The 22,731-nt window shown below is 70.7% G+C and carries 20 protein-coding genes, 2 tRNA genes and 1 pseudogene; 6 read left to right on the forward strand and 17 right to left on the reverse strand.

The genetic code is table 11. The features are described 5' to 3' along the window. From mreC to folC, 5 genes are all read right to left on the reverse strand, one after another. Nucleotides 1–948, reverse strand: a complete 948-nt coding sequence (mreC, locus tag OG472_RS17305) for a rod shape-determining protein MreC (protein ID WP_401601999.1) — start codon at nucleotides 946–948, stop codon at nucleotides 1–3. Nucleotides 949–1,083: 135 nt separating this feature from the next. Then, nucleotides 1,084–2,103 (reverse strand): rod shape-determining protein, encoded by a 1,020-nt coding sequence (locus OG472_RS17310; protein WP_008738981.1) that lies wholly within the window; start codon nucleotides 2,101–2,103, stop codon nucleotides 1,084–1,086. 306 nt (nucleotides 2,104–2,409) lie between these two features. Continuing rightward, nucleotides 2,410–2,820: a nucleoside-diphosphate kinase gene (ndk, locus tag OG472_RS17315; protein WP_030710854.1), complete on the reverse strand. Its 411-nt coding sequence runs from the start codon at nucleotides 2,818–2,820 to the stop codon at nucleotides 2,410–2,412. 97 nt (nucleotides 2,821–2,917) lie between these two features. After that, on the reverse strand, nucleotides 2,918–3,295 hold the full coding sequence (locus tag OG472_RS17320; protein WP_405830110.1) for a DUF4233 domain-containing protein: 378 nt from the start codon (nucleotides 3,293–3,295) through the stop codon (nucleotides 2,918–2,920). Nucleotides 3,296–3,298: 3 nt separating this feature from the next. Further along, nucleotides 3,299–4,837 (reverse strand): bifunctional tetrahydrofolate synthase/dihydrofolate synthase, encoded by a 1,539-nt coding sequence (gene folC, locus OG472_RS17325; RefSeq protein WP_383568050.1) that lies wholly within the window; start codon nucleotides 4,835–4,837, stop codon nucleotides 3,299–3,301. Between the two features lie 117 nt (nucleotides 4,838–4,954). Here folC and OG472_RS17330 point away from each other — a divergent pair. Further along, a pseudogene (locus OG472_RS17330) lies at nucleotides 4,955–6,032 on the forward strand (rod shape-determining protein). A gap of 15 nt (nucleotides 6,033–6,047) precedes the next feature. Here OG472_RS17330 and OG472_RS17335 read toward each other — a convergent pair. After that, the gene (locus tag OG472_RS17335; RefSeq protein ID WP_405941699.1) at nucleotides 6,048–7,199 is read right to left on the reverse strand and encodes a sensor histidine kinase; all 1,152 of its coding nucleotides are present in this window, start codon (nucleotides 7,197–7,199) and stop codon (nucleotides 6,048–6,050) included. 284 nt (nucleotides 7,200–7,483) lie between these two features. Beyond that, the gene (locus OG472_RS17340) at nucleotides 7,484–10,105 is read right to left on the reverse strand and encodes a valine--tRNA ligase (protein ID WP_405830113.1); all 2,622 of its coding nucleotides are present in this window, start codon (nucleotides 10,103–10,105) and stop codon (nucleotides 7,484–7,486) included. A gap of 139 nt (nucleotides 10,106–10,244) precedes the next feature. Here OG472_RS17340 and OG472_RS17345 point away from each other — a divergent pair, with 139 nt between their 5' ends. Then, nucleotides 10,245–11,192, forward strand: a complete 948-nt coding sequence (locus OG472_RS17345; protein WP_401602008.1) for a hypothetical protein — start codon at nucleotides 10,245–10,247, stop codon at nucleotides 11,190–11,192. Nucleotides 11,193–11,261: 69 nt separating this feature from the next. Here OG472_RS17345 and clpX read toward each other — a convergent pair whose 3' ends face one another. From clpX to OG472_RS17370, 5 genes are all read right to left on the reverse strand, one after another. Continuing rightward, nucleotides 11,262–12,548 carry an ATP-dependent Clp protease ATP-binding subunit ClpX gene (clpX, locus tag OG472_RS17350; RefSeq protein ID WP_301371147.1) on the reverse strand — a complete coding sequence of 429 codons (1,287 nt, stop codon included), beginning with the start codon at nucleotides 12,546–12,548 and terminating at the stop codon, nucleotides 11,262–11,264. A 153-nt stretch (nucleotides 12,549–12,701) separates the two neighbouring features. After that, nucleotides 12,702–13,367, reverse strand: a complete 666-nt coding sequence (locus OG472_RS17355) for an ATP-dependent Clp protease proteolytic subunit (RefSeq protein ID WP_150257432.1) — start codon at nucleotides 13,365–13,367, stop codon at nucleotides 12,702–12,704. A gap of 54 nt (nucleotides 13,368–13,421) precedes the next feature. Next, on the reverse strand, nucleotides 13,422–14,039 hold the full coding sequence (locus OG472_RS17360; protein WP_030649990.1) for an ATP-dependent Clp protease proteolytic subunit: 618 nt from the start codon (nucleotides 14,037–14,039) through the stop codon (nucleotides 13,422–13,424). A gap of 276 nt (nucleotides 14,040–14,315) precedes the next feature. Further along, on the reverse strand, nucleotides 14,316–15,710 hold the full coding sequence (gene tig, locus OG472_RS17365; protein ID WP_401602011.1) for a trigger factor: 1,395 nt from the start codon (nucleotides 15,708–15,710) through the stop codon (nucleotides 14,316–14,318). A gap of 188 nt (nucleotides 15,711–15,898) precedes the next feature. Continuing rightward, nucleotides 15,899–15,975, reverse strand: a tRNA-Pro gene (locus OG472_RS17370). A 168-nt stretch (nucleotides 15,976–16,143) separates the two neighbouring features. Here OG472_RS17370 and OG472_RS17375 point away from each other — a divergent pair. Beyond that, nucleotides 16,144–16,214: transfer RNA gene (locus OG472_RS17375), tRNA-Gly, on the forward strand. 95 nt (nucleotides 16,215–16,309) lie between these two features. Beyond that, nucleotides 16,310–16,846, forward strand: coding sequence for a hypothetical protein (locus OG472_RS17380; RefSeq protein WP_405830116.1), 537 nt, complete (start codon nucleotides 16,310–16,312; stop codon nucleotides 16,844–16,846). Between the two features lie 42 nt (nucleotides 16,847–16,888). On the opposite strand, the gene OG472_RS17385 is transcribed toward OG472_RS17380, so the two are convergent. From OG472_RS17385 to OG472_RS17395, 3 genes are all read right to left on the reverse strand, one after another. Continuing rightward, nucleotides 16,889–17,083 (reverse strand): membrane protein, encoded by a 195-nt coding sequence (locus tag OG472_RS17385; protein WP_030008564.1) that lies wholly within the window; start codon nucleotides 17,081–17,083, stop codon nucleotides 16,889–16,891. A 175-nt stretch (nucleotides 17,084–17,258) separates the two neighbouring features. After that, nucleotides 17,259–17,714, reverse strand: coding sequence for an HD domain-containing protein (locus OG472_RS17390; RefSeq protein ID WP_405830118.1), 456 nt, complete (start codon nucleotides 17,712–17,714; stop codon nucleotides 17,259–17,261). Next, the gene (locus OG472_RS17395; protein ID WP_405830119.1) at nucleotides 17,711–19,099 is read right to left on the reverse strand and encodes a pyridoxal phosphate-dependent decarboxylase family protein; all 1,389 of its coding nucleotides are present in this window, start codon (nucleotides 19,097–19,099) and stop codon (nucleotides 17,711–17,713) included. The genes OG472_RS17390 and OG472_RS17395 overlap by 4 nt, the downstream gene beginning before the upstream one ends. Before the next feature lie 242 nt (nucleotides 19,100–19,341). Here OG472_RS17395 and OG472_RS17400 point away from each other — a divergent pair, with 242 nt between their 5' ends. Both OG472_RS17400 and OG472_RS17405 read left to right on the forward strand, forming a co-directional pair. Continuing rightward, nucleotides 19,342–20,010 carry a DUF4232 domain-containing protein gene (locus OG472_RS17400; RefSeq protein ID WP_405941700.1) on the forward strand — a complete coding sequence of 223 codons (669 nt, stop codon included), beginning with the start codon at nucleotides 19,342–19,344 and terminating at the stop codon, nucleotides 20,008–20,010. Then, nucleotides 20,007–20,609, forward strand: coding sequence for an AAA family ATPase (locus OG472_RS17405; protein ID WP_401602497.1), 603 nt, complete (start codon nucleotides 20,007–20,009; stop codon nucleotides 20,607–20,609). The genes OG472_RS17400 and OG472_RS17405 overlap by 4 nt, the downstream gene beginning before the upstream one ends. A 4-nt stretch (nucleotides 20,610–20,613) precedes the next feature. On the opposite strand, the gene OG472_RS17410 is transcribed toward OG472_RS17405, so the two are convergent. Then, the gene (locus OG472_RS17410) at nucleotides 20,614–21,435 is read right to left on the reverse strand and encodes an ABC transporter ATP-binding protein (protein WP_401602021.1); all 822 of its coding nucleotides are present in this window, start codon (nucleotides 21,433–21,435) and stop codon (nucleotides 20,614–20,616) included. A 113-nt stretch (nucleotides 21,436–21,548) separates the two neighbouring features. Next, nucleotides 21,549–22,691, reverse strand: a complete 1,143-nt coding sequence (locus OG472_RS17415) for a PP2C family protein-serine/threonine phosphatase (RefSeq protein ID WP_383575710.1) — start codon at nucleotides 22,689–22,691, stop codon at nucleotides 21,549–21,551. Nucleotides 22,692–22,731: the final 40 nt, after the last annotated feature.

Raw genomic sequence — 22,731 nt, forward strand, 5'->3', positions numbered from 1 at the left:
CTACTCGTCGGCCGGCTTGCCGGGCACGCTGGCGGACCCGGACGGGGTCACCGTGACGGTGACCGTCGGGGTGGGCTTGGGGGCCTCGGGCTTGGGCGGCAGCACGGCGTCACGAGGGTCCTCGCGCGGCGGCATCACGACGACGCCGACGATGTCGAGGCGCGAGAAGGCGACGGCCGGATTGACCCAGACGGTGCGGGTCAGGTCGCCGCGCGAGGGGTCGACCTTGATCACCTCGCCGATCGGCACACCGGGCACGAAGGGCTTGTTGCCGCGCGAGCCGAAGGTGACGAGCCGGTCGCCGGGGTTGATCTTCGCCTTGCCGTTGAGCATCTGGACGGACATCGCGCGGTCGCCCTGGCCGGTGGCGAAGCCGAGTTCGCCGGTCTTCTCCAGCCGGGTGCCGACGGTGAAGTCGGGGTCGTTGGCGAGGACGACGGTGGCGGTGTCCGGGCCGACGGTGCTGACCCGGCCCACGAGGCCGTCCCCGTTGAGGACGGTCATGTCGCGTTCGATGCCGTCCTTGCTGCCGGCGTCGATGGTGACGGTCCAGGAGAAGCCCTGGGCCGCTCCTATGGCGATGACCTCGGCGCCCTTGATGCCGTACTGTCCGGCGCCCGCCCGCTTGAGCATCTCGTCGAGCTCGTGGATGCGGCTGCGGGTCTGCTCGTCGCTGCCGAGCTTGGCCTTCAGGGCTGCGTTCTCGCGCTCCAGCGCGGCGATGCGGTTGTGCCGCTCGCCCGAGTCCCTTACCGCCCCTATGGCGTTGGCGACCGGATCGACAGCGGTCGCCACACCCTTCTCGACCGGCCCGAAGACCGCTGCCGCGGCCTGCCGGGCACCGTCGACCGGCGACTCCTCGCCTGCCCTGATGTCCACCGTGATCAACGCGAACGCGATGGCGATCAGAAGCACCAGGAGCAGCCGGCTTTCTCGTGTGTCCCTCACGTGCGGCGGCCGTGCCTTCCTCGTCGGAATTCTCTTTTGCCTGTATATCAACGATCCGCCGCACGGGCCCGGTAGCACCCGTACGGCGGATCCTTGTGTTCCGCATGGCCCCTCCCCGGCAGGGAGGGGCGTCTGTCAGCGACGGGGCTGGGCGTCCAGGACCTGCTGGAGCGCCTCGAACTCCTCGACGCACTTGCCGGATCCGAGCGCCACGGAGTCGAGCGGGTCCTCGGCGATGTGGATCGGCATGCCGGTCTCCCGGCGCAGCCGCTCGTCGAGGCCGCGCAGCAGGGCGCCGCCGCCGGTCAGGACGATGCCGCGGTCCATGATGTCGCCGGAGAGCTCCGGCGGACACTTGTCGAGCGTGGTCTTGACCGCGTCGACGATGGCGTTGACCGGCTCCTCGATGGCCTTGCGCACCTCGGCGGCCGAGATGACGACCGTCTTGGGCAGTCCGGAGACCAGGTCGCGTCCCCGGATCTCGGTGTGCTCGTCCTTGTCGAGGTCGTACGCCGAACCGATGGTGATCTTGATCTGCTCGGCCGTGCGCTCGCCGAGGAGGAGCGAGTACTCCTTCTTGATGTGCTGGATGATCGCGTTGTCGAGCTCGTCGCCGGCCACCCGGATGGACTGTGCCGTGACGATTCCGCCGAGGGAGATGACGGCGACCTCGGTGGTGCCGCCGCCGATGTCCACGACCATGTTGCCGGTGGCCTCGTGGACGGGCAGGCCCGAGCCGATGGCGGCGGCCATGGGCTCCTCGATGATGTGCACCTGGCGGGCGCCGGCCTGCGTGGACGCCTCGATGACGGCGCGTCGCTCCACTCCGGTGATGCCGGAGGGGACACAGACCACGACGCGCGGACGTGCCAGGTACCGTCGCTTGTGGATCTTGAGGATGAAGTACCGGAGCATACGCTCGGTGATCTCGAAGTCGGCGATGACGCCGTCCTTGAGGGGCCGTACGGCGACGATGTTGCCGGGCGTGCGCCCGATCATCTTCTTCGCCTCCGAGCCGACCGCCAGAATGCCGCCGGTGTTCGTGTTGATGGCGACCACGGACGGCTCGTTCAGGACGATCCCCCGGCCCCTCACGTACACCAGCGTGTTGGCGGTCCCGAGGTCGATCGCCATGTCACGGCCGATGAACGACATGTTGTTCCCCTTGTTCCCCATGAGGAGCGTCTGGCCTTCCAGTTGATAGCGGCTGCTGTCAGGTCGGCGAGGTGGGTGTGTGGGTGGAGGCCCCATCGTAGTCACGGTAGTACCGACACCGCGCGACGGGACTCCGGCAATCCCGCCGGAATGGATACCCGCCCCCTTAGTGGTGACGACGTGTCCTGCCCAGGCGTTCCCGCTTGCGCCGGGAAATACCGAAGGGCGACCGAAATTACTTCGGTCGCCCCAGGTCATGAGCGCTATTTGGCTGATGTCTCGTCAGGAAAGCGTGATCCGAATGAGTCAGAGAGCGGGGAAGAACAGCTTCAGCTCGCGCTCCGCGGACTCCTCCGAGTCCGAGGCGTGGATCAGGTTCTCCCGGGTGACGGTACCGAAGTCGCCCCGGATGGAGCCGGGCGCCGCGGCGATCGGGTCGGTGGGTCCGGCCAGCTGGCGGACACCCTCGATGACGCGTTCCCCTTCGACGACCAGGGCGACCACGGGACCGCTCGCCATGAAGCCCATGAGGGGCTCGTAGAACGGCTTGCCCTTGTGCTCGCCGTAGTGCGTCTCCAGGGTCTCCTGGTCCAGCGTGCGCAGCTCCAGGGCGGGAATGGTCCAGCCGGCCTTCCGCTCGATGCGGCCGATGATCTCGCCGACCAGACCGCGACGGACGGCGTCGGGCTTGAGCAGGACGAGGGTGCGCTGGGTCATGTTTCGGCTCCTTGCGGCAAACGGGTGCGGTGGGACGAATCTACAGGGCCATCAGGGGACGTCCGGCCGGTCGCCGGCCGGGCCCGGAGGGGACCCGTCACGCGGTGTCGGGCGCCGCGGACGCCGCGGGCGCCGCAGACGCTTCCTGCGCGGCCGCCCAGCGCTCCTTGATCGTGTCGATCTTCCGGCCGTAGTGCACCGAGCACCACCACAGGCCGGCGAACACCGCGCCGAGGAAGAACATCGTCGGGACGACGAACCCGCTCACGATCAGGCCGATCTGCAGGGCCCAGCCGAGCTGGACCGCCCCGGGACGCGACAGCATCCCGCAGAGCAGCACCGACAGCAGCATCGCGACCCCGCACACCGTCCAGACCGTGGCCTGGGTCAGGTCGGGGTCCTTCATCGCCACCAGCCCCGCGAAGCCGATCACGAAGAACTCGCCGATCAGCGTGCTCGCACACAGCGTGCGCATCCCTCAGCCCCTCTTCAGCAGCAGGCGGGCCTCGCCCACCGTGATCACGGAACCGGTCACCAGGACCCCGGCCCCTCCGTACTCGGCCTCTTCCTCCGCCAGGGTGATCGCCGCCTCCAGGGCGTCGTCCAGCCGCGGCTCCACCTGCACCCGGTCCACGCCGAAGACCTCGACCGCGACGGCCGCCAGTTCGTCCGCGCCCATCGACCGGTGGCTGGAGTTCTCCGTGACCACCACTTCCGCGAAGATCGGCTCGAAGGCCTCCAGCACCCCGCGGACGTCCTTGCCCTCGCTCGCGGCCACGACCCCGATCAGCCTGCTGAAGCCGAACGACTCGGTCACCGCCTCCGCCGTGGCCGCGGCACCCGCCGGGTTGTGCGCCGCGTCCAGGACCACCGTCGGGCTGCGCCGCACGACCTCCATGCGGCCCGGCGAGGTCACCGAGGCGAAGGCCCGCTGCACGGTCTCCAGGTCCAGCACCCGCGCGTGCTCCTGGCCGATGCCGAAGAAGGCCTCGACCGCCGCCAGCGCCACCGCCGCGTTGTGCGCCATGTGGGCGCCGTACAGCGGCAGGAAGATGCCGTCGTACTCCCCGCCCACACCGCGCAGCGTCAGCTGCTGGCCGCCGACCGCGACCTCGCGCGAGACGACGCCGAACTCCATGCCCTCGCGGGCCACCGTGGCGTCGACCTCCACGGCCTTCTTCAGCAGTACCTGCGCCGCGTCCACCGGCTGCTGCGCCAGGATCACGGTCGCGTCCTGCTTGATGACGCCGCCCTTCTCCACGGCGATCTCGCCGGGCGTGGAGCCGAGCCGGTCGGTGTGGTCCAGGCTGATCGGGGTGACCACCGCGACCGAGGCGTCGATGACGTTGGTGGCGTCCCAGCTGCCGCCCATGCCCACCTCGACCACGGCCACGTCCACGGGTGCGTCCGCGAAGGCCGCGTAGGCCATTCCGGTGAGCACCTCGAAGAACGACAGCCGGAACTCCTCGGAGGCGTCGACCATCTCCACGTACGGCTTGATGTCCTGGTACGTCTCGACGAACCGCTCGGCGCTGATCGGCGCCCCGTCGAGGCTGATCCGCTCGGTGATCGACTGCACGTGCGGGCTGGTGTAGCGCCCGGTGCGCAGCTCGAAGGCGTTCAGCAGGCACTCGATCATGCGGGCCGTGCTCGTCTTGCCGTTGGTGCCGGTGACGTGGATGGAGGGGTACGCGCGCTGCGGCTCGCCCAGCACGTCCATCAGGGCCGCGATCCGCGACACCGACGGCTCGAGCTTGGTCTCGCCCCAGCGGGTGGAAAGCTCCTGCTCCACCTCCAGCAGTGCCTTAGCGACCTCCGGGTCTACGGGCGGGGCGGGTACCGGGTCGCCCTGGGGCGGTCCGGCCTGGGCGCGCAGGGTGCGGCTGCCGGCCTCGATCACCGCCAGGTCGGGGTCGCGGTCGGACTCTTCCGCCACGATCTGGTCGAACTCGTCGAAGGTGCCGGCGAGGTCGTCGTTGTCGTCGCGGTCGTGGCTCTCGGGCTGCTGCTCACTCACAGGGCCAGTCTACGGACGGGGACCCGCAGGACTTTCGGCCCGGCCGTTCAGGGACCTTCGACGGCAAGAGCGACCGGATCGTTATGCAAGCCTTGCGAGCAGCAGATAGGGGAACAAATGCCGCAGGACAGCACCAACAAGACGGCTACCAGCCGCGACATAGGGATAGACCTGGGGACGGCCAACACCCTCGTCTACGCGCGGGGGCACGGAATCGTCCTCAATGAGCCGTCCGTGGTCGCCGTCAAAGCGGGCACCACCACCGCCCTGGCCGTCGGATCGGACGCCAAGGAGACCATCGGCCGCACCCCCGGCTCCATCACCGCGATCCGCCCCCTCAAGGACGGCGTGATCTGCGACTACGAGGCCGCCGAGGAGATGATCCGGCACTTCGTGCGCAAGGCCGTCCCCGGCCGCCGGCCCCGCACCCGGATGGTGATCTGCGTGCCGTCCGGGGTCACCCCCGTCGAGCGGCGGGCCATCGTCCACGCCTCCACCCGGGCCGGAGCCAAGGCCGTACACCTGATCGAGGAGCCGATGGCCGCCGCGATCGGCGCCGGACTGCCCGTGGCCGAACCGCGCGGCTCCATGGTCGTGGACATCGGCGGCGGCACCTCCGAGGTCGCCGTCATCTCCCTTGGGGGTCCCCCCAGGACGGAGTCCTAGGGGGAGGCATCGTCACCTCCCGGTCCCTGCGCGTCGGCGGGGACCGGCTCGACGCGGCGATCACCGACCACGTGCGCAAGGAGCACGCGCTCCTCATCGGAGAGCGCACCGCCGAGGACGTCAAGCTCGGCATCGGCTCGGCCTGGCCGGTGCCCGACCGGCCGGAACTGGAGACGCGCACCTTCACCGTGCGCGGCCGCGAGAAGGTCGGCGGCATGCCCAAGACCTCGGAGCTGGGCGCCGCGGACGTGCGGGCGGCCCTCGACGAGCCGGTCGAGGCCATCATCGCCGCCGTCCGCACCACCCTGGAGGAGTGCCCGCCGGAACTGTCCGGCGACGTGATGGAGCACGGCATCACCTTGACCGGCGGCGGCGCCCTGCTCCCCGGCATCGACCTGCGGATGGCCTCCGCGACCGGCATCCCCGTCTTCGTGGCGGACACCCGCTGGACTGCGTGGCGCTGGGCTCCGGCCGGTGCGTGGAGGACCTGGACACGCTGGGCAGCCTGCTGGTCCCCGCGAAGGCCTGAGCGCCCGGACAGGACCTAGCCGCGCGGCAGCGTGGCCACGACCTCGTACGCGTCCTGCGTGCGCCTCGCCGTCAGGGTCCCGCCCAGGCTGCGTACGCGCTCGGTCATGCTCGCCGTGCCGGAGCCCGCCGAGACGGGGGCCCGGCCCGGGGTCCGGGCAGGCAGCGCGTTGCTGACGGCGATCCGCAGCTGCGGGCCGTCCGCCGCGATCGACACGTCGATGCTCTCCCCGTGCGCGTGCTTGGCGGCGTTGGTCAGGCACTCCTGCACCACCCGGTAGACCGCCGCCTGCCGCAGCGGCGACAGCCCGTGCACTTCCCGGTCCATGGTGAGCCGCACCGGCGACCCCGCCCGCCCGCTCTCCTCGGCCAGCGCGGGCAGCCCGTCCACGCCCGGGGTCGAGGCCCGCTCGCCGCGCTGCACGATGATCTCGTTGAGCACCAGATGGGCCCGGCGCGCGGTGTCGGCCAGCTCCTCGAAGTCCTTCGCGTGCGTGGTCTCGCGGGCCCGCACGGACAGCACTTCGGAGCGCACCGTCAGCAGGGTCAGTTCGCGCCCGACGAAGTCGTGGACGTCGCGGGCGACGGAGGTGCGCTCCTGCTGGACGGCCTGCAGCACGGCGGACTCGGCCCGCCGGGCGGTGAGCTCCCCCACCAGGTCGTGCCGGTAGGCGGCGATGCCCACCGCCGAGGCGAGCACCCCGATGGGCACGAACAGGCCGAGGAAGCCGCTGAGCGTCCCGGCCTTGTCCGCCGCCCAGCCGGGGACGCAGGAGAACAGGAGCAGCGCGAAGCCGACGTACCCGATCGTGGCCAGGACCGCGGCCCGCCGCCCCCGGTAGCGGCCCACCGAGTACAGCGCGAACTGGATCAGGGTCAGCTCGTGCAGCCACCCGATGAACAGCAGCGCGGCCAGGTACGAGATCCAGGGCGTCCGGCGGCGCACCAGCAGGCTCGCGCAGCCCACGGCGAGCACGACGGCGGCCGCGGGTCCGCTCAGCGAGTTGTCGGCGGCGGCGAGCCCCGGCAGATCGAGGGCCATCAGGCCGAGGCAGCTCAGCGCCGTGAGCACGTCCAGCGCACGTGGCGAGCCGGCCCAGCTCGCGGCGAGCCGGCGGCCGGAGGCCATCCACCGGTGGTACGCCGAGACGACGGGCTTGACGGGCATGCCCTCCATCATCCGTGGTCAGCGGATCGGATCGGATCGACCGGGACCGAAAACCGAGTGATTTAGGGCACTTCGGACAGGTGAAGGTCCCGGCATCCCGCGACCTCGCGCCCTGCCGCGAGCCCGCCGGGCTCGGCCTCGCCGGCTTCCTTTCGGAGTTCGGCACGCGCCTCCTGTGAGACCGCTCCCCGCACGGGGAACGCTGAAGGCGAAGGCCCCCGCATCGACCGACGGTGCGGGGGCCTTCGCCTTGTTGTCTGCGCGTCGTCTGCGCCTACGGACCGCTAGGCGGCGGGCAGCGCGTCCAGCTGGGCCTGGAGCCGCGCGATGTCCGCCTCGGCCTTGGCGAGCCGGCCCTTGATCTTGTCCACGACGTTGTCGGGGGCCTTGGCGATGAACGCCTCGTTCCCCAGCTTCGCCTCGGCCTGCTGCTTCTCCTTCTCCGCGGCCGCGAGGTCCTTGGAGAGGCGCTTGCGCTCGGCGGCCACGTCGATCGTGCCCGACAGGTCGAGCGCGACCGTGGCGCCGGCGACCGGCAGGGTCGCGGTGGCGCTGAAAGAGTCGCCCTCGGGCTGCAGGCGCAGCAGCTGGCGGATGGCGCCCTCGTGCGCGGCCAGCGCCGTACCGGTCAGGTCCAGGCGGGCCGGGACCTTCTGGCCGTCCTGCAGACCCTGCTCCTTGCGGAACCGGCGGACCTCGGTGACGACGGCCTTGACGAGTTCGATCTCGGCCTCGGCCGCCTCGTCGCGGAAGCCGCTGTCGCTCGGCCAGTCGGCGATCACCAGGGACTCGCGGCCGGTGAGGGTGGTCCACAGCGTCTCGGTGACGAAGGGGACCACCGGGTGCAGCAGCCGCAGCATGACGTCGAGGACCTCGCCGAGGACCCGGCCGGAGACCTGGGCCTGCGCGCCGCCCGCGAAGAACGTCGTCTTCGACAGCTCGACGTACCAGCTGAAGACCTCGTCCCACGCGAAGTGGTAGAGCGAGTCCGACAGCTTCGAGAACTGGTAGTCCTCGTAGAAGGCGTCGACCTCGGCCACGGTCTTGTTGAGCTGCGACAGGATCCAGCGGTCGGTCGCCGACATCTGCTCGGGGGCCGGCAGCTCGCCCTCGATGGTGGCGCCGTTCATCAGCGCGAAGCGGGTGGCGTTCCAGATCTTGTTGGCGAAGTTCCGGGAGGCCTGGACCCAGTCCTCGCCGATCGGGACGTCGACGCCCGGGTTCGCGCCGCGGGCCAGCGTGAAGCGGACCGCGTCGGAGCCGTAGGTGTCCATCCAGTCCAGCGGGTTGACCGCGTTGCCGAAGGACTTCGACATCTTCTTGCCGAACTGGTCGCGGACCATGCCGTGCAGGGCGATGGTGTGGAACGGCGGGGTGCCGTCCATCGCGTACAGGCCGAACATCATCATCCGGGCGACCCAGAAGAAGAGGATGTCGTAGCCGGTGACCAGGACGGAGTTCGGGTAGAACTTCGCGAGGCTCTCGGTCTGCTGCGGCCATCCGAGGGTGGAGAAGGGCCACAGGCCGGAGGAGAACCAGGTGTCGAGGACGTCGGTGTCCTGGCGCCAGCCCTCGCCCGCCGGCGGCTGCTCGTCCGGTCCGACGCAGACGACCTCGCCGTTCGGGCCGTACCAGACGGGGATGCGGTGGCCCCACCACAGCTGGCGCGAGATGCACCAGTCGTGGAGGTTGTCGACCCAGTCGAAGTACCGCTTCTCCATCTCCTGCGGGTGGATCTTGACCTTGCCGTCGCGGACCGCGTCACCGGCAGCCTTGGCCAGCGGACCGACCTTGACCCACCACTGCATGGACAGGCGCGGCTCGATGGTGGTCTTGCAGCGCGAGCAGTGGCCGACGGAGTGGGTGTACGGACGCTTCTCGGCGACGATCCGGCCCTCGGCGCGCAGCGCGGCGACGATGGCGGAGCGGGCCTCCAGGCGGTCCAGTCCCTGGAAGGGGCCGTGCGCCGTGATGATGGCGTGCTCGTCCATGACGGCGAGGTTCGGCAGGTTGTGGCGCTGGCCGATCTCGAAGTCGTTCGGGTCGTGCGCCGGGGTCACCTTGACGGCGCCGGTGCCGAACTCCGGGTCGACGTGCTCGTCCGCGACGACCGGGATGCGGCGGCCGGTCAGCGGCAGCTCGATCTCGGTACCGACGAGGTGCTTGTAGCGCTCGTCCTCCGGGTGGACGGCGACGGCGGTGTCGCCGAGCATCGTCTCGGCGCGGGTGGTCGCGACGACGATGGACGCGTCGCCCTCGCCGTAGCGGATCGAGACGAGCTCGCCCTCGTCGTCCTGGTACTCGACCTCGATGTCGGAGATCGCGGTGAGGCACCGCGGGCACCAGTTGATGATGCGCTCGGCGCGGTAGATCAGCTCGTCGTCGTAGAGCTTCTTGAAGATGGTCTGGACGGCCTCGGAAAGGCCCTCGTCCATCGTGAAGCGCTCGCGCGACCAGTCGACACCGTCACCGAGGCGGCGCATCTGGCCGGAGATCTGCCCGCCGGACTCGCCCTTCCACTGCCAGACGCGCTCGACGAACGCCTCGCGGCCCAGGTCGTGGCGGGACTTGCCCTCCTTGGCGAGCTCGCGCTCGACAACGTTCTGGGTGGCGATGCCGGCGTGGTCCATGCCGGGCTGCCACAGCGTCTCGAAGCCCTGCATGCGCTTGCGGCGGGTCAGGGCGTCGATGAGCGTGTGCTCGAAGGCGTGCCCCAGGTGGAGCGAGCCCGTGACGTTCGGCGGCGGGATGACGATGGTGTACGCCGGCTTCTCGCTCTTCGCGTCGGCCTCGAAATACCCACGCTCTACCCAGCGCTCGTAGAGCTTCCCCTCTACCTCGGCCGGCGCGTACTGGGTCGGCAGTTCGGAGTTGGGGCTGCTGGGTGTCTGCGTGTTCTCGGTCACGGAGCACAGTTTAGGGCCGTAACAGTCCAGTCATGAAACCGGTAATGAGGGGGCCCGCTGCCCCGGGTGTCACCGGCTTCCGCCAGGATGTGTGGAACGGATAAGCAGACAGAGAAGCAACCTCATTGGGGGACGCGGGATGAGCTACAACCAGCCAGGGCCCTACGGGCAGCAGCCTCAGCAGCCGGGACCGTACGGGCAGCAGCCCCAGCAGCCCGGTCCGTACGGGCAGCAGCCCCCGCCGCCGGGTCCGTACGGCCAGCCTGCCCCCCAGCCCGGTTACGGCTACCCGCAGCAGCCGGGCGTGCCGCCGCAGGGCTACCCGCAGCAGCCCCCGCAGCAGCCGGGCTACGGCTACCAGCAGCAGCCCCCGTACGGCGCGGTGCCTCCGCAGCAGCCGAAGAAGTCCAAGGCCGGCGTGATCATCGGCGTGGTCGTCGCGGTCGCGGTCGTCGCGGGCGCCGGCTGGTACTTCACGCAGGGCGGCGGCGGCGCGGGCGGCGACATCGCTGCCGACACCAAGGGCTACAAGCTGGTCGCCCCGGAGTCGGTGGACGACTTCAAGAAGGACCCGAAGCACAAGGAATCGGCTTTCACTCCCGCGGAGAAGAAGGAAGTCGAGGGGGTGGGCATGAAGGACCCCGCCAAGGTGAACATGGGCTACCAGTCGGGCGACCCGAGCAACCCGCTGGCAGGCAAGATCCTCAACTTCTCCGGCTTCTACGGCGAGCTCGCCGACCCGGAGAAGGCGGTGGACGCGTACTTCGCCCTGGCCAAGCTGGAAGCCGCCAAGGAAGAAAGCAAGATGACGGTCGATCTCGTCGGGAGCCCCAAGACGATGAACCCGGCCGGCTTCAAGGGCGGCGTGATGAAGTGCCAGGAAGCCAAGTTCACCTCGAAGGACCCGGCGTACAAGGGGCCCAAGGAGTTCACGCTCCCGATCTGCATCTGGGGTGACTACAGCACCCTGGGCACGGCCACTCCCATGGAGATGGCCTCGCTGATCTCCGGCAAGTCCGGCTACACCCTGGACCAGACCGCCGAGATCACCGCGAAGTTCTACAACACCGCCCGCGTCAAGAAGTAGCGGAACGGCAGGACATGCAGAAGGGGCGCCCCCGGCCGGGGGCGCCCCTTCTGTCTGCTGCTCTGCGGGCTACGCGGACTTCTCGTGCGGGCCCTGGTCCTTCGGGACGATCCTCGGGACCAGCGTCGGGTTGACGTTGGAGCGGACCACGTCCGAGGTGATGACCACGCGGGCGACGTCCTTGCGGGACGGGACCTCGTACATCACCGACATGAGGACCTCTTCCATGATGGCGCGCAGGCCGCGCGCGCCCGTCTGGCGGAGGATGGCCTGGTCGGCGATGGCCTCGAGGGCCTCGCGCTCGAAGTCCAGCTCGACACCGTCGAGTTCGAACAGCCGCTGGTACTGCTTCACCAGGGCGTTGCGCGGCTCGATCAGGATCTGGAGCAGGGCCTCGCGGTCCAGGTTGTGGACGGAGGTCAGCACGGGGAGGCGGCCGATGAACTCGGGGATCATCCCGAACTTCACCAGGTCCTCCGGCATGACCTCCTGGAACTGGTCGCTGGCCTCGATCTCGCGCTTCGAGCGGATCGTCGCCCCGAAGCCGATGCCCTTGGCTCCCGCACGCGACTCGATGATCTTCTCCAGGCCGGCGAAGGCGCCGCCCACGATGAAGAGCACGTTCGTCGTGTCGATCTGGATGAACTCCTGGTGCGGGTGCTTCCGGCCGCCCTGCGGCGGGACGGAGGCGGTCGTGCCTTCCAGGATCTTCAGGAGGGCCTGCTGGACGCCTTCACCCGAGACATCGCGCGTGATCGACGGGTTCTCGCTCTTGCGGGCCACCTTGTCGATCTCGTCGATGTAGATGATCCCGGTCTCGGCCTTCTTGACGTCGTAGTCGGCGGCCTGGATCAGCTTCAGCAGGATGTTCTCGACGTCCTCGCCGACGTACCCGGCCTCCGTCAGCGCCGTCGCGTCGGCGATGGCGAACGGGACGTTCAGCATGCGGGCCAGGGTCTGCGCGAGCAGCGTCTTGCCCGAGCCGGTGGGGCCCAGCAGCAGGATGTTGGACTTCGCGAGCTCGATCGCGTCGTCCCGGCCCTGCGCGCCGCCGTTCTCGCCGGCCTGGACCCGCTTGTAGTGGTTGTAGACCGCTACCGAGAGGGCCTTCTTCGCCGGCTCCTGGCCGACGACGTAGCTCTCCAGGAACTCGTAGATCTCACGGGGCTTGGGGAGTTCCTCCCACCGGACCTCGGAGGTCTCCGCGAGCTCTTCTTCGATGATCTCGTTGCAGAGGTCGATGCACTCGTCGCAGATGTACACACCGGGTCCTGCGATGAGCTTCTTCACCTGCTTCTGGCTCTTTCCGCAGAACGAGCACTTGAGCAGGTCGCCGCCGTCACCGATGCGTGCCACGAGGTGCTTCCCCTTCGCCTGGGAGACGCCTGGTTCAGCGCTCCTGGTGCCTCATATCCGACGGTACCTTGCCGGGGGCCCCGTGCGGGGCCCCCTTGACGTGGTTCACATCGCCGAATCCGGCGGCGGTTCCACGTCAACTGACGGCAAGGATCAGTGGGAGTTCTTGCGGGTCGAGACGATCTGGTCGATCAGGCCGTACGCGAGCGCGTCCTCGGCCGTGAGGATCTTGTCGCGCTCGATGTCGTCGCGGATCTTCTCGATCGGCGTCGTGGAGTGCTTGGCCAGCATGGTCTCCAGCTGGTCGCGCATGCGCAGGATCTCGTTGGCCGCGATCTCGAGGTCCGAGAGCTGCTCACGGCCGGTGCCGCCGGACGGCTGGTGGATCAGCACGCGGGCGTTCGGCAGGGCCATGCGCTTGCCGGGGGTGCCGGCGGCGAGCAGGACCGCTGCGGCGGAGGCCGCCTGGCCCATGCAGACCGTCTGGATGTCCGGCTTCACGAACTGCATCGTGTCGTAGATCGCCGTCAGCGCGGTGAAGGAGCCGCCGGGGCTGTTGATGTAGATCGAGATGTCGCGGTCCGGGTCCATCGACTCCAGGCACAGCAGCTGCGCCATGACGTCGTTGGCGGAGGCGTCGTCGATCTGCACGCCGAGGAAGATCACGCGCTCCTCGAAGAGCTTCGCGTACGGGTCGTACTCGCGCACGCCCTGCGAGGTGCGCTCGACGAAGCGCGGGATGACGTAGCGGTTGTCCACCTGCGGGCCGGTGTAGAGGCCGCTCGCGGAGAAGTTGTTCTGCATCTGGGTGTTCACCATCCTGGTGGCGTTCTGCGGGCTGTCGGCTGCGGGGTACTGACGGTGGTGCCGGGATCAGGCCCCGGTGCCGCCGCCGCCCGGAACGTTGGACGCGGCCGAGATGATCTCGTCGATGAGGCCGTACTCCTTGGCCTCCTCGGAGGTGAACCAGCGGTCGCGGTCACCGTCGCGGATGATCGCCTCGACGGTCTGGCCCGAGTGGAACGCGGTGATCTCGGCCATCCGCTGCTTGGTGCGCAGCAGGTACTGGGCCTGGATCTTGATGTCCGACGCGGTGCCACCGATGCCGGCGGAGCCCTGGTGCATCAGGATGTCGGTGTTCGGCAGGGCGAAGCGCTTGCCCTTGGCGCCACCGGTGAGCAGGAACTGCCCCATCGAGGCCGCCATGCCCATGCCGATGGTCACGACGTCGTTGGGGATGTACTGCATGGTGTCGTAGACGGCCATGCCGGCCGTCACCGAGCCACCGGGGCTGTTGATGTAGAGGTAGATGTCCTTCTCCGGCTCGGCGGCCAGGAGCAGGAGCTGCGCGGTGATCTTGTTGGCGATGTCGTCGTCGACCTGCTGGCCGAGGAAGATGATGCGCTCGCCGAGCAGCCGGTTGTAGACATGGTCGCCGAGGCCGCCACCGATGGACGGCTCACCCGCGGCGTAAGGCTTCAGATTCGTCACGTATCCACCTGCTCGTCTCCGACGGCCATGTGCCGTCTCAGCGTCTCGTTCTGGGGCGCGGTCCGGCCGGTGCGGACGAGTCCGCCGGCATCCGGGTACTCACGTGCCCTCGTATTCATGGACCCTAACGCGCAGGTCGGACAACGCCATCCCGCTTCCCGAACTGTTCGCTCGGAGCGCAAGGTGCCGGGGCCTTTCGGGCACCAGGCCGAAGGGCCCGGACGCGGCTGCGTCCGGGCCCTTCGGGGCACTGCTCAGCGGGCTTCGCCCGGGGTGTTACTTGGCCTCGTCGGCCTTGACCTCGTCGTCACCGTCGACGGCGGCCTCGACGGTCTCGGCGGCCTGCTCGACCTCGTCCTCGTCGTCGGACAGGTCCACGACGTCACCGTTGGTGTCGACGACCTTGGCGGCCTCGACGACGACCGCGAGGGCCTTGCCGCGGGCGACCTCGCCGACCAGCATCGGAACCTGGCCACCCTCGACGACCGCCTGGGCGAACTGGTCGGGGGACATGCCGGAGGACTGGGCACGGCGCATGAGGTGCTCGGTGAGCTCCTCCTGGTTGACGCCCAGCTTCTCCTTGTTGACCAGCGCGTCGAGGACGAACTGGGTCTTGATGCCCTTGATCGCCTGCTCGGAGGTCTCGGCGTCGAACTCCTCGACCGTCTTGCCCTGGAACTCCAGGTACTTCTCGATGGTCAGACCCATCTGGCCGAGCTGGTGGTGCTCCAGGTTGTGCTTGCGGGTCTGGACCTCGTCCGCGAGGAGCTTCTCGGGGATCGGGACCTCGACGAGCTCCAGCAGCTTCTCCAGGACGCGCTCCTGGGCCTGCGTGGCCTGGTCGTACTGCTTCATGTTCTCGAGGCGCTTGCGGCTGTCCGCCTTGAGGTCCTCGAGGGTGTCGAACTCGCTCGCCATCTGCGCGAACTCGTCGTCCAGCTCCGGGAGCTCCTTGGCGGAGACCTTGGTGACCTTGACGGTGACCTCGGCGTCCTTGCCCTCGGCGGAGCCGCCCTTCAGCTGGGAGGTGAAGGTGGCCTCGCCACCGGCCTCCAGGCCCGTGACGGCCTCGTCGATGCCCTCGAGGAGCTCGCCCGAGCCGATGGTGTACGCGACGTCGGAGGCGACGCCGTCGGGCAGCACCTCGCCGTCGACCTTGGCCTCCAGGTCGATGGTGACGACGTCACCCTCGGCGGCGGCGCGCTCGACGTCCTTGGTGGAGCCGAAACGGCCGCGCAGCTGCTCGACCGACTTCTCGACGTCCTCGTCGGAGACCTCGACGGCGTCGACCTCGACCTCGATGCCGGAGTAGTCCGGGATCTCGATCTCGGGACGGACGTCGACCTCGGCGGTGAAGGCCAGCAGTTCGCCGTCCTTCAGCTCCGTGATGTCCACCTCCGGCTGGCCCAGCGGGTTCAGGTCGGCCTCGTTGACGGCCTCGGTGTAGAACTTCGGGAGGGCGTCGTTGACGGCCTCCTCCAGCACCGCACCGCGGCCGAAGCGCTGGTCGATGACGCGGGCCGGGATCTTGCCCTTGCGGAAGCCCTTCACCGTGACCTGCTGGTTGATCTTCTTGTACGCCGCGTCGAGGCTGTCCTTGAGCTCCTCGAAGGGCACCTCAACAGTGAGCCGAACCCGAGTCGGGTTCAGGGTCTCCACGGCGCTCTTCACGGTTCGGTCTCCTTGTGGCTGACTTCTGGGGGATCTGCCGTCTCGCTGCGATTCAGCGGTTCAGCGGACTTCGGCCCGGTACATCAGACACACGGGCACGCAGCTTGCATAGTAGCCGCAAGCGGCAATCAGCCCACAACGCGATCTTGCGGTCCGCCCTCGAAAGATCCCGAGGAGGACACTGATGGTGGTCGGGGTGGCCGGATTCGAACCGACGACCTTCCGCTCCCAAAGCGGACGCGCTACCAAGCTGCGCCACACCCCGTCGGTGCGACACGTAGGGTACATGCCCGGAGACCCTCTGATGTGCGGGGTTTCCCGATGCGTTTCGGGGCAGTCCCGGGTGTGGGCGCGAAATGTGGTGTGCGCTCCCCCTGTACGACCCGCTAGGATGCTGTCCGTGCCGCGGTCCTCGACCTACGGCGCGCGCGTTGCGGGTGTAGCTCAATGGTAGAGCACTAGTCTTCCAAACTAGCTACGCGGGTTCGATTCCCGTCACCCGCTCTGAAGACGGAAGGGCCAGGTCAGAGGATGTTTCCTCGACCTGGCCCTCCGTCGTTTCCGGGGTGTGCAGGCCGCGAACACAGGGGTGGCGGAACGTGGGCAGGACGAGCAGCGGGGCCGCCTGGGCGGCTGCCGCGGGGGTCGCGGCGCTCGCGGGCGTCCTCGCCGTCGGCGGGGCCCTCCTGGCCCCGGCCGAGGAGGGCGCCGGGGACGGCTGGATACGCGAGCCGGCAGGTGCGAAGGTCCCGGCGCGGGCCGGGGGCGACCCCTCGCGCGGCACGGTCGCGGCCGAACTCGCCGCCGCAGCCGCGGCGGCCGGGCTCACTCCGGGCGTCGCGTCCCCCGCCGAGGAGGGGGAACTCGCCGACTGCATCGCGGACTGGACGGGCGACGGCCCCGCCGACGACGGCCGGCTCGCGGCCCTCGAAACCGCCCTGGAGGAACGCGGCTGGCAGGTCACGGCCCGACAGGGCGATCCCGTTCCGGCGGTGGCCCTGACCAGCGGCTCCTGGCGGCTGAGGTTCACCAACGGGGGTCTCGTGGACACCCTTTCCCTGGTGGCCACCCGCTCCGGCCGGACCTGCGACGAGGCCTTCCGCCGCGCCGAGGCGACCCGGGGGCCGCGGGGTTGACCACACCCCCGCCCGCACCGCACGCGGCCGGGGCCGGGCCGTTCAGAGCTTGATGTTCGCGATCATCGTCGCGAGGGAGTTGAGGAAACGGTTCACGTCGTCCGCGATGGAGCTGGACGCCAGGAAGAAACCGAAGAGGGCCGCGACGATGGCGGGGCCCGTCTTGATGTGGTTGCCGCGGATCAGCACCACCAGGATGACCGCCAACAGAACCACCACTGACAGCGAAATGGCCACTACTGATCACACCTTCGGTCGTCCCCTGGTCGGCCCGGGGCGCACGGCCAGGCACACCCCCACATGGACCATCCTCCCACCAACGGGCCCCGGCTATCCGTCCCGTGACGAATCGCCGTCGTTCCGTTTCCGCCAACCACATGTGCGCCGGGCATGTTTCGGGCGCGTCCCCGGGTCATGGAGCGGTGAGGCCCAGCAGGGAACGGACATACGCATACTTCGCGGACAGCCGCTCGCGCGTGGGGCCGTCCAGTACGGAAAGGCGTACGGGGTCGGCGTTGTGCGCGAGGTCGGCCTCCTTGACGAGGAGGGCGCCGGGGGTGACGAGGATCCGGGCCGTGTACTGCTCGACCGGTTCGCCGGGCCGCTTGGTGACCGCGAGGACCATGTCCTTCACCGACTGCGGCAGGGCTGCGGAATCCAGCCAGGTGAGGCTGAGGGCCTCGTCCTCGATGGAGTCGTGGAGCCAGGCCGCCGCCTGCTGTTCGGGGGTGCCGCCGCGCAGGCGGACGCCTTCGGCGACGGCCGCGAGGTGCTCGGCGTAGGGCCGGCCGGCCTTGTCGGTCTGGCCTTCGTGCGCGGTGCGCGCAAGGGCCTCCACCTCGATGAGGGTCAGGGGGCTGTCCGTCATGCGATCTCCCTTGCCGCCGCGCCGAGGGCCTCCGCGGCCCGGCGCACATCCGCTTCCGTCGTACGCCAGTTGGAGAACGCTGCGCGCAGGGCCGCGGTTCCCCCGTACACGGTCGGAGTGACGAAGACCTCGGCCGCCGCCGCCTCGCGCAGGGCGGTCAGCCGGGCCGCCGTGGGGGCTTCGGCGAGGGTGAAGCAGACGACGTTGAGGCGGACCGGGGCGAGGAGGGTGAAGGCGGGGTCCTCCTCCAGCGCGGCGCCCAGCGCGCGGGCGCAGGCGATGTCGCGTTCGACGATCTCCCGGTGGCCTTCGCGGCCGTACGCGCGGAGGGTGAACCAGGCGGCCAGCGCGCGCAGCCGGTGGGAGTTCTCCGGGGTGAGGTGGACGAGGTCGGGGTGGTCGCCGAGGGGGCCGAGGTAGGCGGCGGAGTTCTGGAAGACGCGGGCCTGCAGATCACGTCGGCGGGTGAACTGGACGGCGCTGTCGTAGGGGACGTTGAGCCACTTGTGCAGGTCGACGCAGACGGAGTCGGAGGCGTCGAGTCCGGCGGCGAGGTGGGCGTGGTCCGGGGAGAGGGCGGCGAAGGCTCCGAAGGCGGCGTCGGTGTGCAGCCAGAAGTCGTGCCGGTCGCGGAGGGCGGTGATGGCGGGCAGGTCGTCGAAGTCGACGGTGTTGACGGTGCCCGCGTTGGCGACGACGACGGCCGGGCCGGGGGTGTCGGCCAGCGCGCGGTCCAGGGCGGCGGGGTCCACCGCCTCGCGGCCGGGCAGCGTCGGGACCGTGACGAGGGAGTTCCGGCCGAGGCCGAGGACCGAGAGGGCCTTGCCGATCGAGGAGTGCGGGGCGCCGGACAGGACGCGGACCGTGCCGAGGGCGGCGACGCCGTCCTCGGCCGGGGAGACGCCGAGGCGTTCGCCGAGCCATTCGCGGGCGATGGCGAGGCCGGTGGTGTTGGACATGGTGGCGCCGGAGACGAAGGTGCCGGTGTGGGCGGCGGAGAGGCCGAAGAGGTCGCGGAGCCAGCCGGTGGTCTCGCGTTCGAGGTCCTGGCCGGCGCCGTCGAGGGCGGAGTTGGAGTTCTGGTCGTGGGCGGCGGTGAGCCAGTCCCCGGCGAGGGCGGCGGGGGTGGCTCCACCGGTGACGAAGCCGAGGTAGCGGGGACCGGCGGAGGCCGACAGCCGCGGCTCCCAGCGCTCGCGGAAGGCGGCGAGGGCGGCGTCCGCGCCGGTGCCGTGCTCGGGGAGCGCTTCGGAGTCGAGGGGCTTTCCGGAGGGCGGTACGACGGGCCGCTCGTCCAGGGACGCGAGGGCGTCGGCGGCGGCGCGGCGGGTGGCGTCGAGGAGGTCGGGAAGCCGGGCGAGGTCGGCGGCGAGCGTGCGGTCCATGGGGGCACGGTAGGCGGGCCGCGCCCTGCCGGGGCGGGCCAATCCGCGCGGATTGGCCCGCGTGTCGGTGCCGCCGCGCCGGCCGGACCGCGGGGAGCGGCCCGCCTGCCGGACCCTCTGGGGCCCGCCGGGTCACGGGTGCGGCCGACGCGGCGGCTCGCGGCGGCGGCGCGGGCGGGCCGACCGGGCCGGGTGGCCCGCTCCCGCCCCGGTGGCGGCACGCACCGCCGTAGGCTCGGCGGATGATCGCGAAGCGGTGGACGGGTGGTGTTGTCGGGGGCGTGGTCCTCGCGGGGGTGCTGGCGGGCGTGGCTGGGTGCAGTACGCCGCCGGCTCCGCGGGCCGCGCCGGGGCCGGCCTTCGGGCCGCAGGTCGGGTCCACGCAGCAGGGCGCGGAACCGGACGCCACGCCGGGCACGGGGGCCTGGCCGGACCGGAACTCACCCGCCCCGCAGGCGCCGCCGGACGAGAAGTGCCCCGAAGGCGGGGTCCGGCTCGTCGAGACGGGCGGGGACGCGGCGATGGGACTGCGGGTGGAAGGCTTCCGGCTGGTCAACTGCGGTACGGAGCCCTACGCGCTGGAGGGCTACCCGGAGGTGTCGCTGCGGGACGGCCGCAACGATCCGCTGGAGGTCGCGGTGGAGCACGGCGCGGCGGGAATCACCACGGGCGTGCCGGACATCGACGCGGCCCCGCAGCGGGTGACGCTGGCGCCGGGACAGGCCGCGTCGTGGTCGGTGGTGTGGCGCAACCTCGTCACCGACACGACGGTTGCGGCCACGACGGTGCCGGTGCTGGAGATCGCGCCCCGCCCCGGAGCGCCCCGGCTGTGGCTGCGGCTGGCCCGGCCGTTCGACCTCGGGAACACCGGGAAGCTGGGGATCGGCCCGTGGACGGCGGCGACCCGGTGATCGTCTGGCTCAACGGGCCCTTCGGGGGCGGCAAGACGCAGACGGCGTACGAGATGCACCGGCGGCTGCCGGGAAGCGTCGTGTGCGATCCCGAGCACGTCGGGTTCGGGCTGCACCGGATGCTGCCGCCCGCGCTGCGCGGGGATTTCCAGGACCTGGCGGCCTGGCGCCAGGGGGTGTTCGAGGTGCTGGACCTCGCGGCGCGGCGGCATCCGGGCGTGGTGCTGGTGCCGATGACGGTCACCGAGCCGGCCTATTTCGCGCAGACCGTGGGGCGGCTGCGCGAACACGGGCACGACGTACGGCATTTCGCGCTGCTGGCGCAGCGGGAGACGGTGCTGCGGCGGCTGCGCGAGCGCGGGCTGGGACGCGGGCTGAAGCGGGAGAGCTTCGCGGTGTCCCGGCTGGACGGGTGCCTGGAGGCTTTGCGCGCGCCCGAGTTCGCGCAGCACCTGGCCACCGACCGGCTGACCGTGTCCGCGGTCGCCGACCGGGTGGCCGCCTCCGCGGGACTGGACCTGGCCCCGGACGGCGACGGCCCGCTGCGGGGCCGGATCCGGCGCGCGCTGATCGGCGTACGGCACATCCGCTTCGACTAGATCATCAGGCCGCCGCGGGAGCGGGGGTGCGGCGGGCGGTGAGTGTGGTCATCCGGGCGGCGACGGTCGTGGCGGGGCTGCGCGGGAGCCGGTCCGCGATCAGGCCGTCGGCGAGGAAGAGCACCTGGTCGGCATGGGCGGCGGCGGCCGGGTCGTGGGTGACCATGACGACGGTGGCGCCCATCGAGTCGACGGCGTCCCTGAGGAGTCCGAGCACCTCGGCGGCCGTGGTGGTGTCGAGGGCGCCGGTGGGTTCGTCGGCGAAGACCACGTCGGGACGGGTGACCAGGGCCCGGGCGATGGCCACGCGCTGCTGTTGGCCGCCGGACAGTTCGGCGGGGCGCCGGCCGCCCCTGCCCTCCAGGCCGACGCGGGCGAGCAGGTCGGCGGCGCGGGCCCGGCCCTGGTGCGCCGAGCGGCCGCCGGCCAGCCGCATGGGGAGCAGCACGTTCTGTTCGACGGTCAGCGACGGCAGCAGGTTGAAGGCCTGGAAGACGAAGCCGAGGCGGCTGCGGCGGAGCTCGGTGAGCTCGTTCTCGTTCATGCCGGTGATCTCGGTGCCGCCGAGGCGGACGGAGCCCTCGGTGGGCAGGTCGAGTCCGGCGGCGCACTGCAGGAAGGTGGACTTGCCGGAGCCGGAGGGGCCCATCACGGCGGTGAAGCTGCCGCGCGGCAGGCTGAGGTCGATCCCGCGCAGGGCGTGCACGGTGGTGGCGCCGCGCCCGTAGGAGCGCCGTACGCCGCGCAGTTCCACGGCCGGTTCGCCGTGGGGCGCCCGCGCCGCCGGAGTGTCCTCGTGCCGCCGCCCGCTGCGCCGGAACCCCATGGTGTGCCGCCTTTCGCCGTCGCCTTGATCGTGGTTCCGACGCTACGGATCGGGGTGGGCGGCCGGCCATGGCGCGGCCCGGCGGAGCGGGGGTGGGGCAAACCCCACCCCGGTCAGGCGGAGCGGCGGATGAGCAGCAGGGCGCGGTCGTCGTTGACGTCCTTGGCGACCTTTTCGATGAGGTGCCAGGCGGCGCCCTCCCAGCCGGAGGCGACGTAGCGGTCGGCCTCGCCCGTGAGGCGGTCGATGCCCTCGCTGATCTCGCGGTCGGAGGTCTCGACGAGGCCGTCGGTGAAGAGCATCAGGACGTCGCCGGGGCGGAGGTTTCCGCGGGCGGGGATGAATTCGGCGCCGTCGTAGACGCCGAGCAGCGGGCCCTCGCCGGACTTCTCCTGCCAGCGGCCGGTGCCCGCGGAGAGCTGGAGGGCGGGGAGGTGGCCGGCCGAGAGGAGTTCGTAGTCGCCGGTCTCCAGGTCGAGGACGAGGTGGATGGAGGTGGCGAAGCCCTCGTCCCAGTCCTGGCGGAGCAGGTATCCGTTGGCGGCGGGCAGGAAGCCGTGCGGGGGCAGGGCGCCGAGCAGTCCGCCGAAGGCTCCGGACAGCAGCAGGGCCCGGGAGCCCGCCTCCATGCCCTTGCCGGAGACGTCGGTCAGGACGATCTCCAGGGTGCGGCCGCCGTTGGTGCGGGCCGCGACGACGAAGTCGCCGGAGAAGGACTGGCCGCCGGCCGGGCGCAGGGCCATCTCGCGGTGCCAGCCGCGGGGCAGGCCGGGCAGTTTGCTCTGGACGCGGATCCGCTCGCGCAGGTCGAAGAGCATGGTGCCGCCGCGCCGCCAGGGCACGCCGACGCGGCTGCGGAACTGGGCGATGACCAGTCCGAAGAACCCGCAGGCGGCGACGACGAGGACGGTTCCGGGGGTGACGCGCGCCGGGCCCTGGGTGTAGGGGCCGAGCACGACGGCCTCGACGATCAGTGCGGCCGCGGAGGCGGCGTACAGGCCGAGCAGGCTGGCGGGGCGCAGCAGCAGCCCGCCGGCCACGATCGGCAGGACGAGCGCCGAGGGCGAGAACCAGACCGGCAGCATCATCGTGCCGCAGGCGATGGCGGGGACGGTCAGGAGCAGCAGGGCGAAAGCAAGCCAGTCGGAGGCATCGCCGCGGAAGTAGTCGACCGCGGATTTGCGCAGGGCGGTGCGGCCCCGGTGCGACAGCATGCGCATCCGGGCCATGAGGGTCTCCACGCGTGCTCCGGCCATTGCTTCGGGACCTTATCCATCCTGACTGTGGATGCGCAGG

The organism is Streptomyces sp. NBC_00207 (genome assembly GCF_045160965.1).
Lineage (GTDB): Bacteria > Actinomycetota > Actinomycetes > Streptomycetales > Streptomycetaceae > Streptomyces.

What these genes read in the sequence shown, in the direction of transcription:
- OG472_RS17310 (WP_008738981.1), bottom strand. Translation starts at nt 2,103, where the DNA reads ATGTCGTTCATCGGCCGTGACATGGCGATCGACCTCGGGACCGCCAAC.
- ndk (WP_030710854.1), bottom strand. Translation starts at nt 2,820, where the DNA reads ATGACCCAGCGCACCCTCGTCCTGCTCAAGCCCGACGCCGTCCGTCGC.
- OG472_RS17320 (WP_405830110.1), bottom strand. Translation starts at nt 3,295, where the DNA reads ATGCGCACGCTGTGTGCGAGCACGCTGATCGGCGAGTTCTTCGTGATC.
- OG472_RS17335 (WP_405941699.1), bottom strand. Translation starts at nt 7,199, where the DNA reads ATGCCCGTCAAGCCCGTCGTCTCGGCGTACCACCGGTGGATGGCCTCC.
- OG472_RS17345 (WP_401602008.1), top strand. Translation starts at nt 10,245, where the DNA reads ATGAGCTACAACCAGCCAGGGCCCTACGGGCAGCAGCCTCAGCAGCCG.
- OG472_RS17355 (WP_150257432.1), bottom strand. Translation starts at nt 13,367, where the DNA reads ATGGTGAACACCCAGATGCAGAACAACTTCTCCGCGAGCGGCCTCTAC.
- OG472_RS17390 (WP_405830118.1), bottom strand. Translation starts at nt 17,714, where the DNA reads ATGACGGACAGCCCCCTGACCCTCATCGAGGTGGAGGCCCTTGCGCGC.
- OG472_RS17395 (WP_405830119.1), bottom strand. Translation starts at nt 19,099, where the DNA reads ATGGACCGCACGCTCGCCGCCGACCTCGCCCGGCTTCCCGACCTCCTC.
- OG472_RS17400 (WP_405941700.1), top strand. Translation starts at nt 19,342, where the DNA reads ATGATCGCGAAGCGGTGGACGGGTGGTGTTGTCGGGGGCGTGGTCCTC.
- OG472_RS17410 (WP_401602021.1), bottom strand. Translation starts at nt 21,435, where the DNA reads ATGGGGTTCCGGCGCAGCGGGCGGCGGCACGAGGACACTCCGGCGGCG.
- OG472_RS17415 (WP_383575710.1), bottom strand. Translation starts at nt 22,691, where the DNA reads ATGGCCGGAGCACGCGTGGAGACCCTCATGGCCCGGATGCGCATGCTG.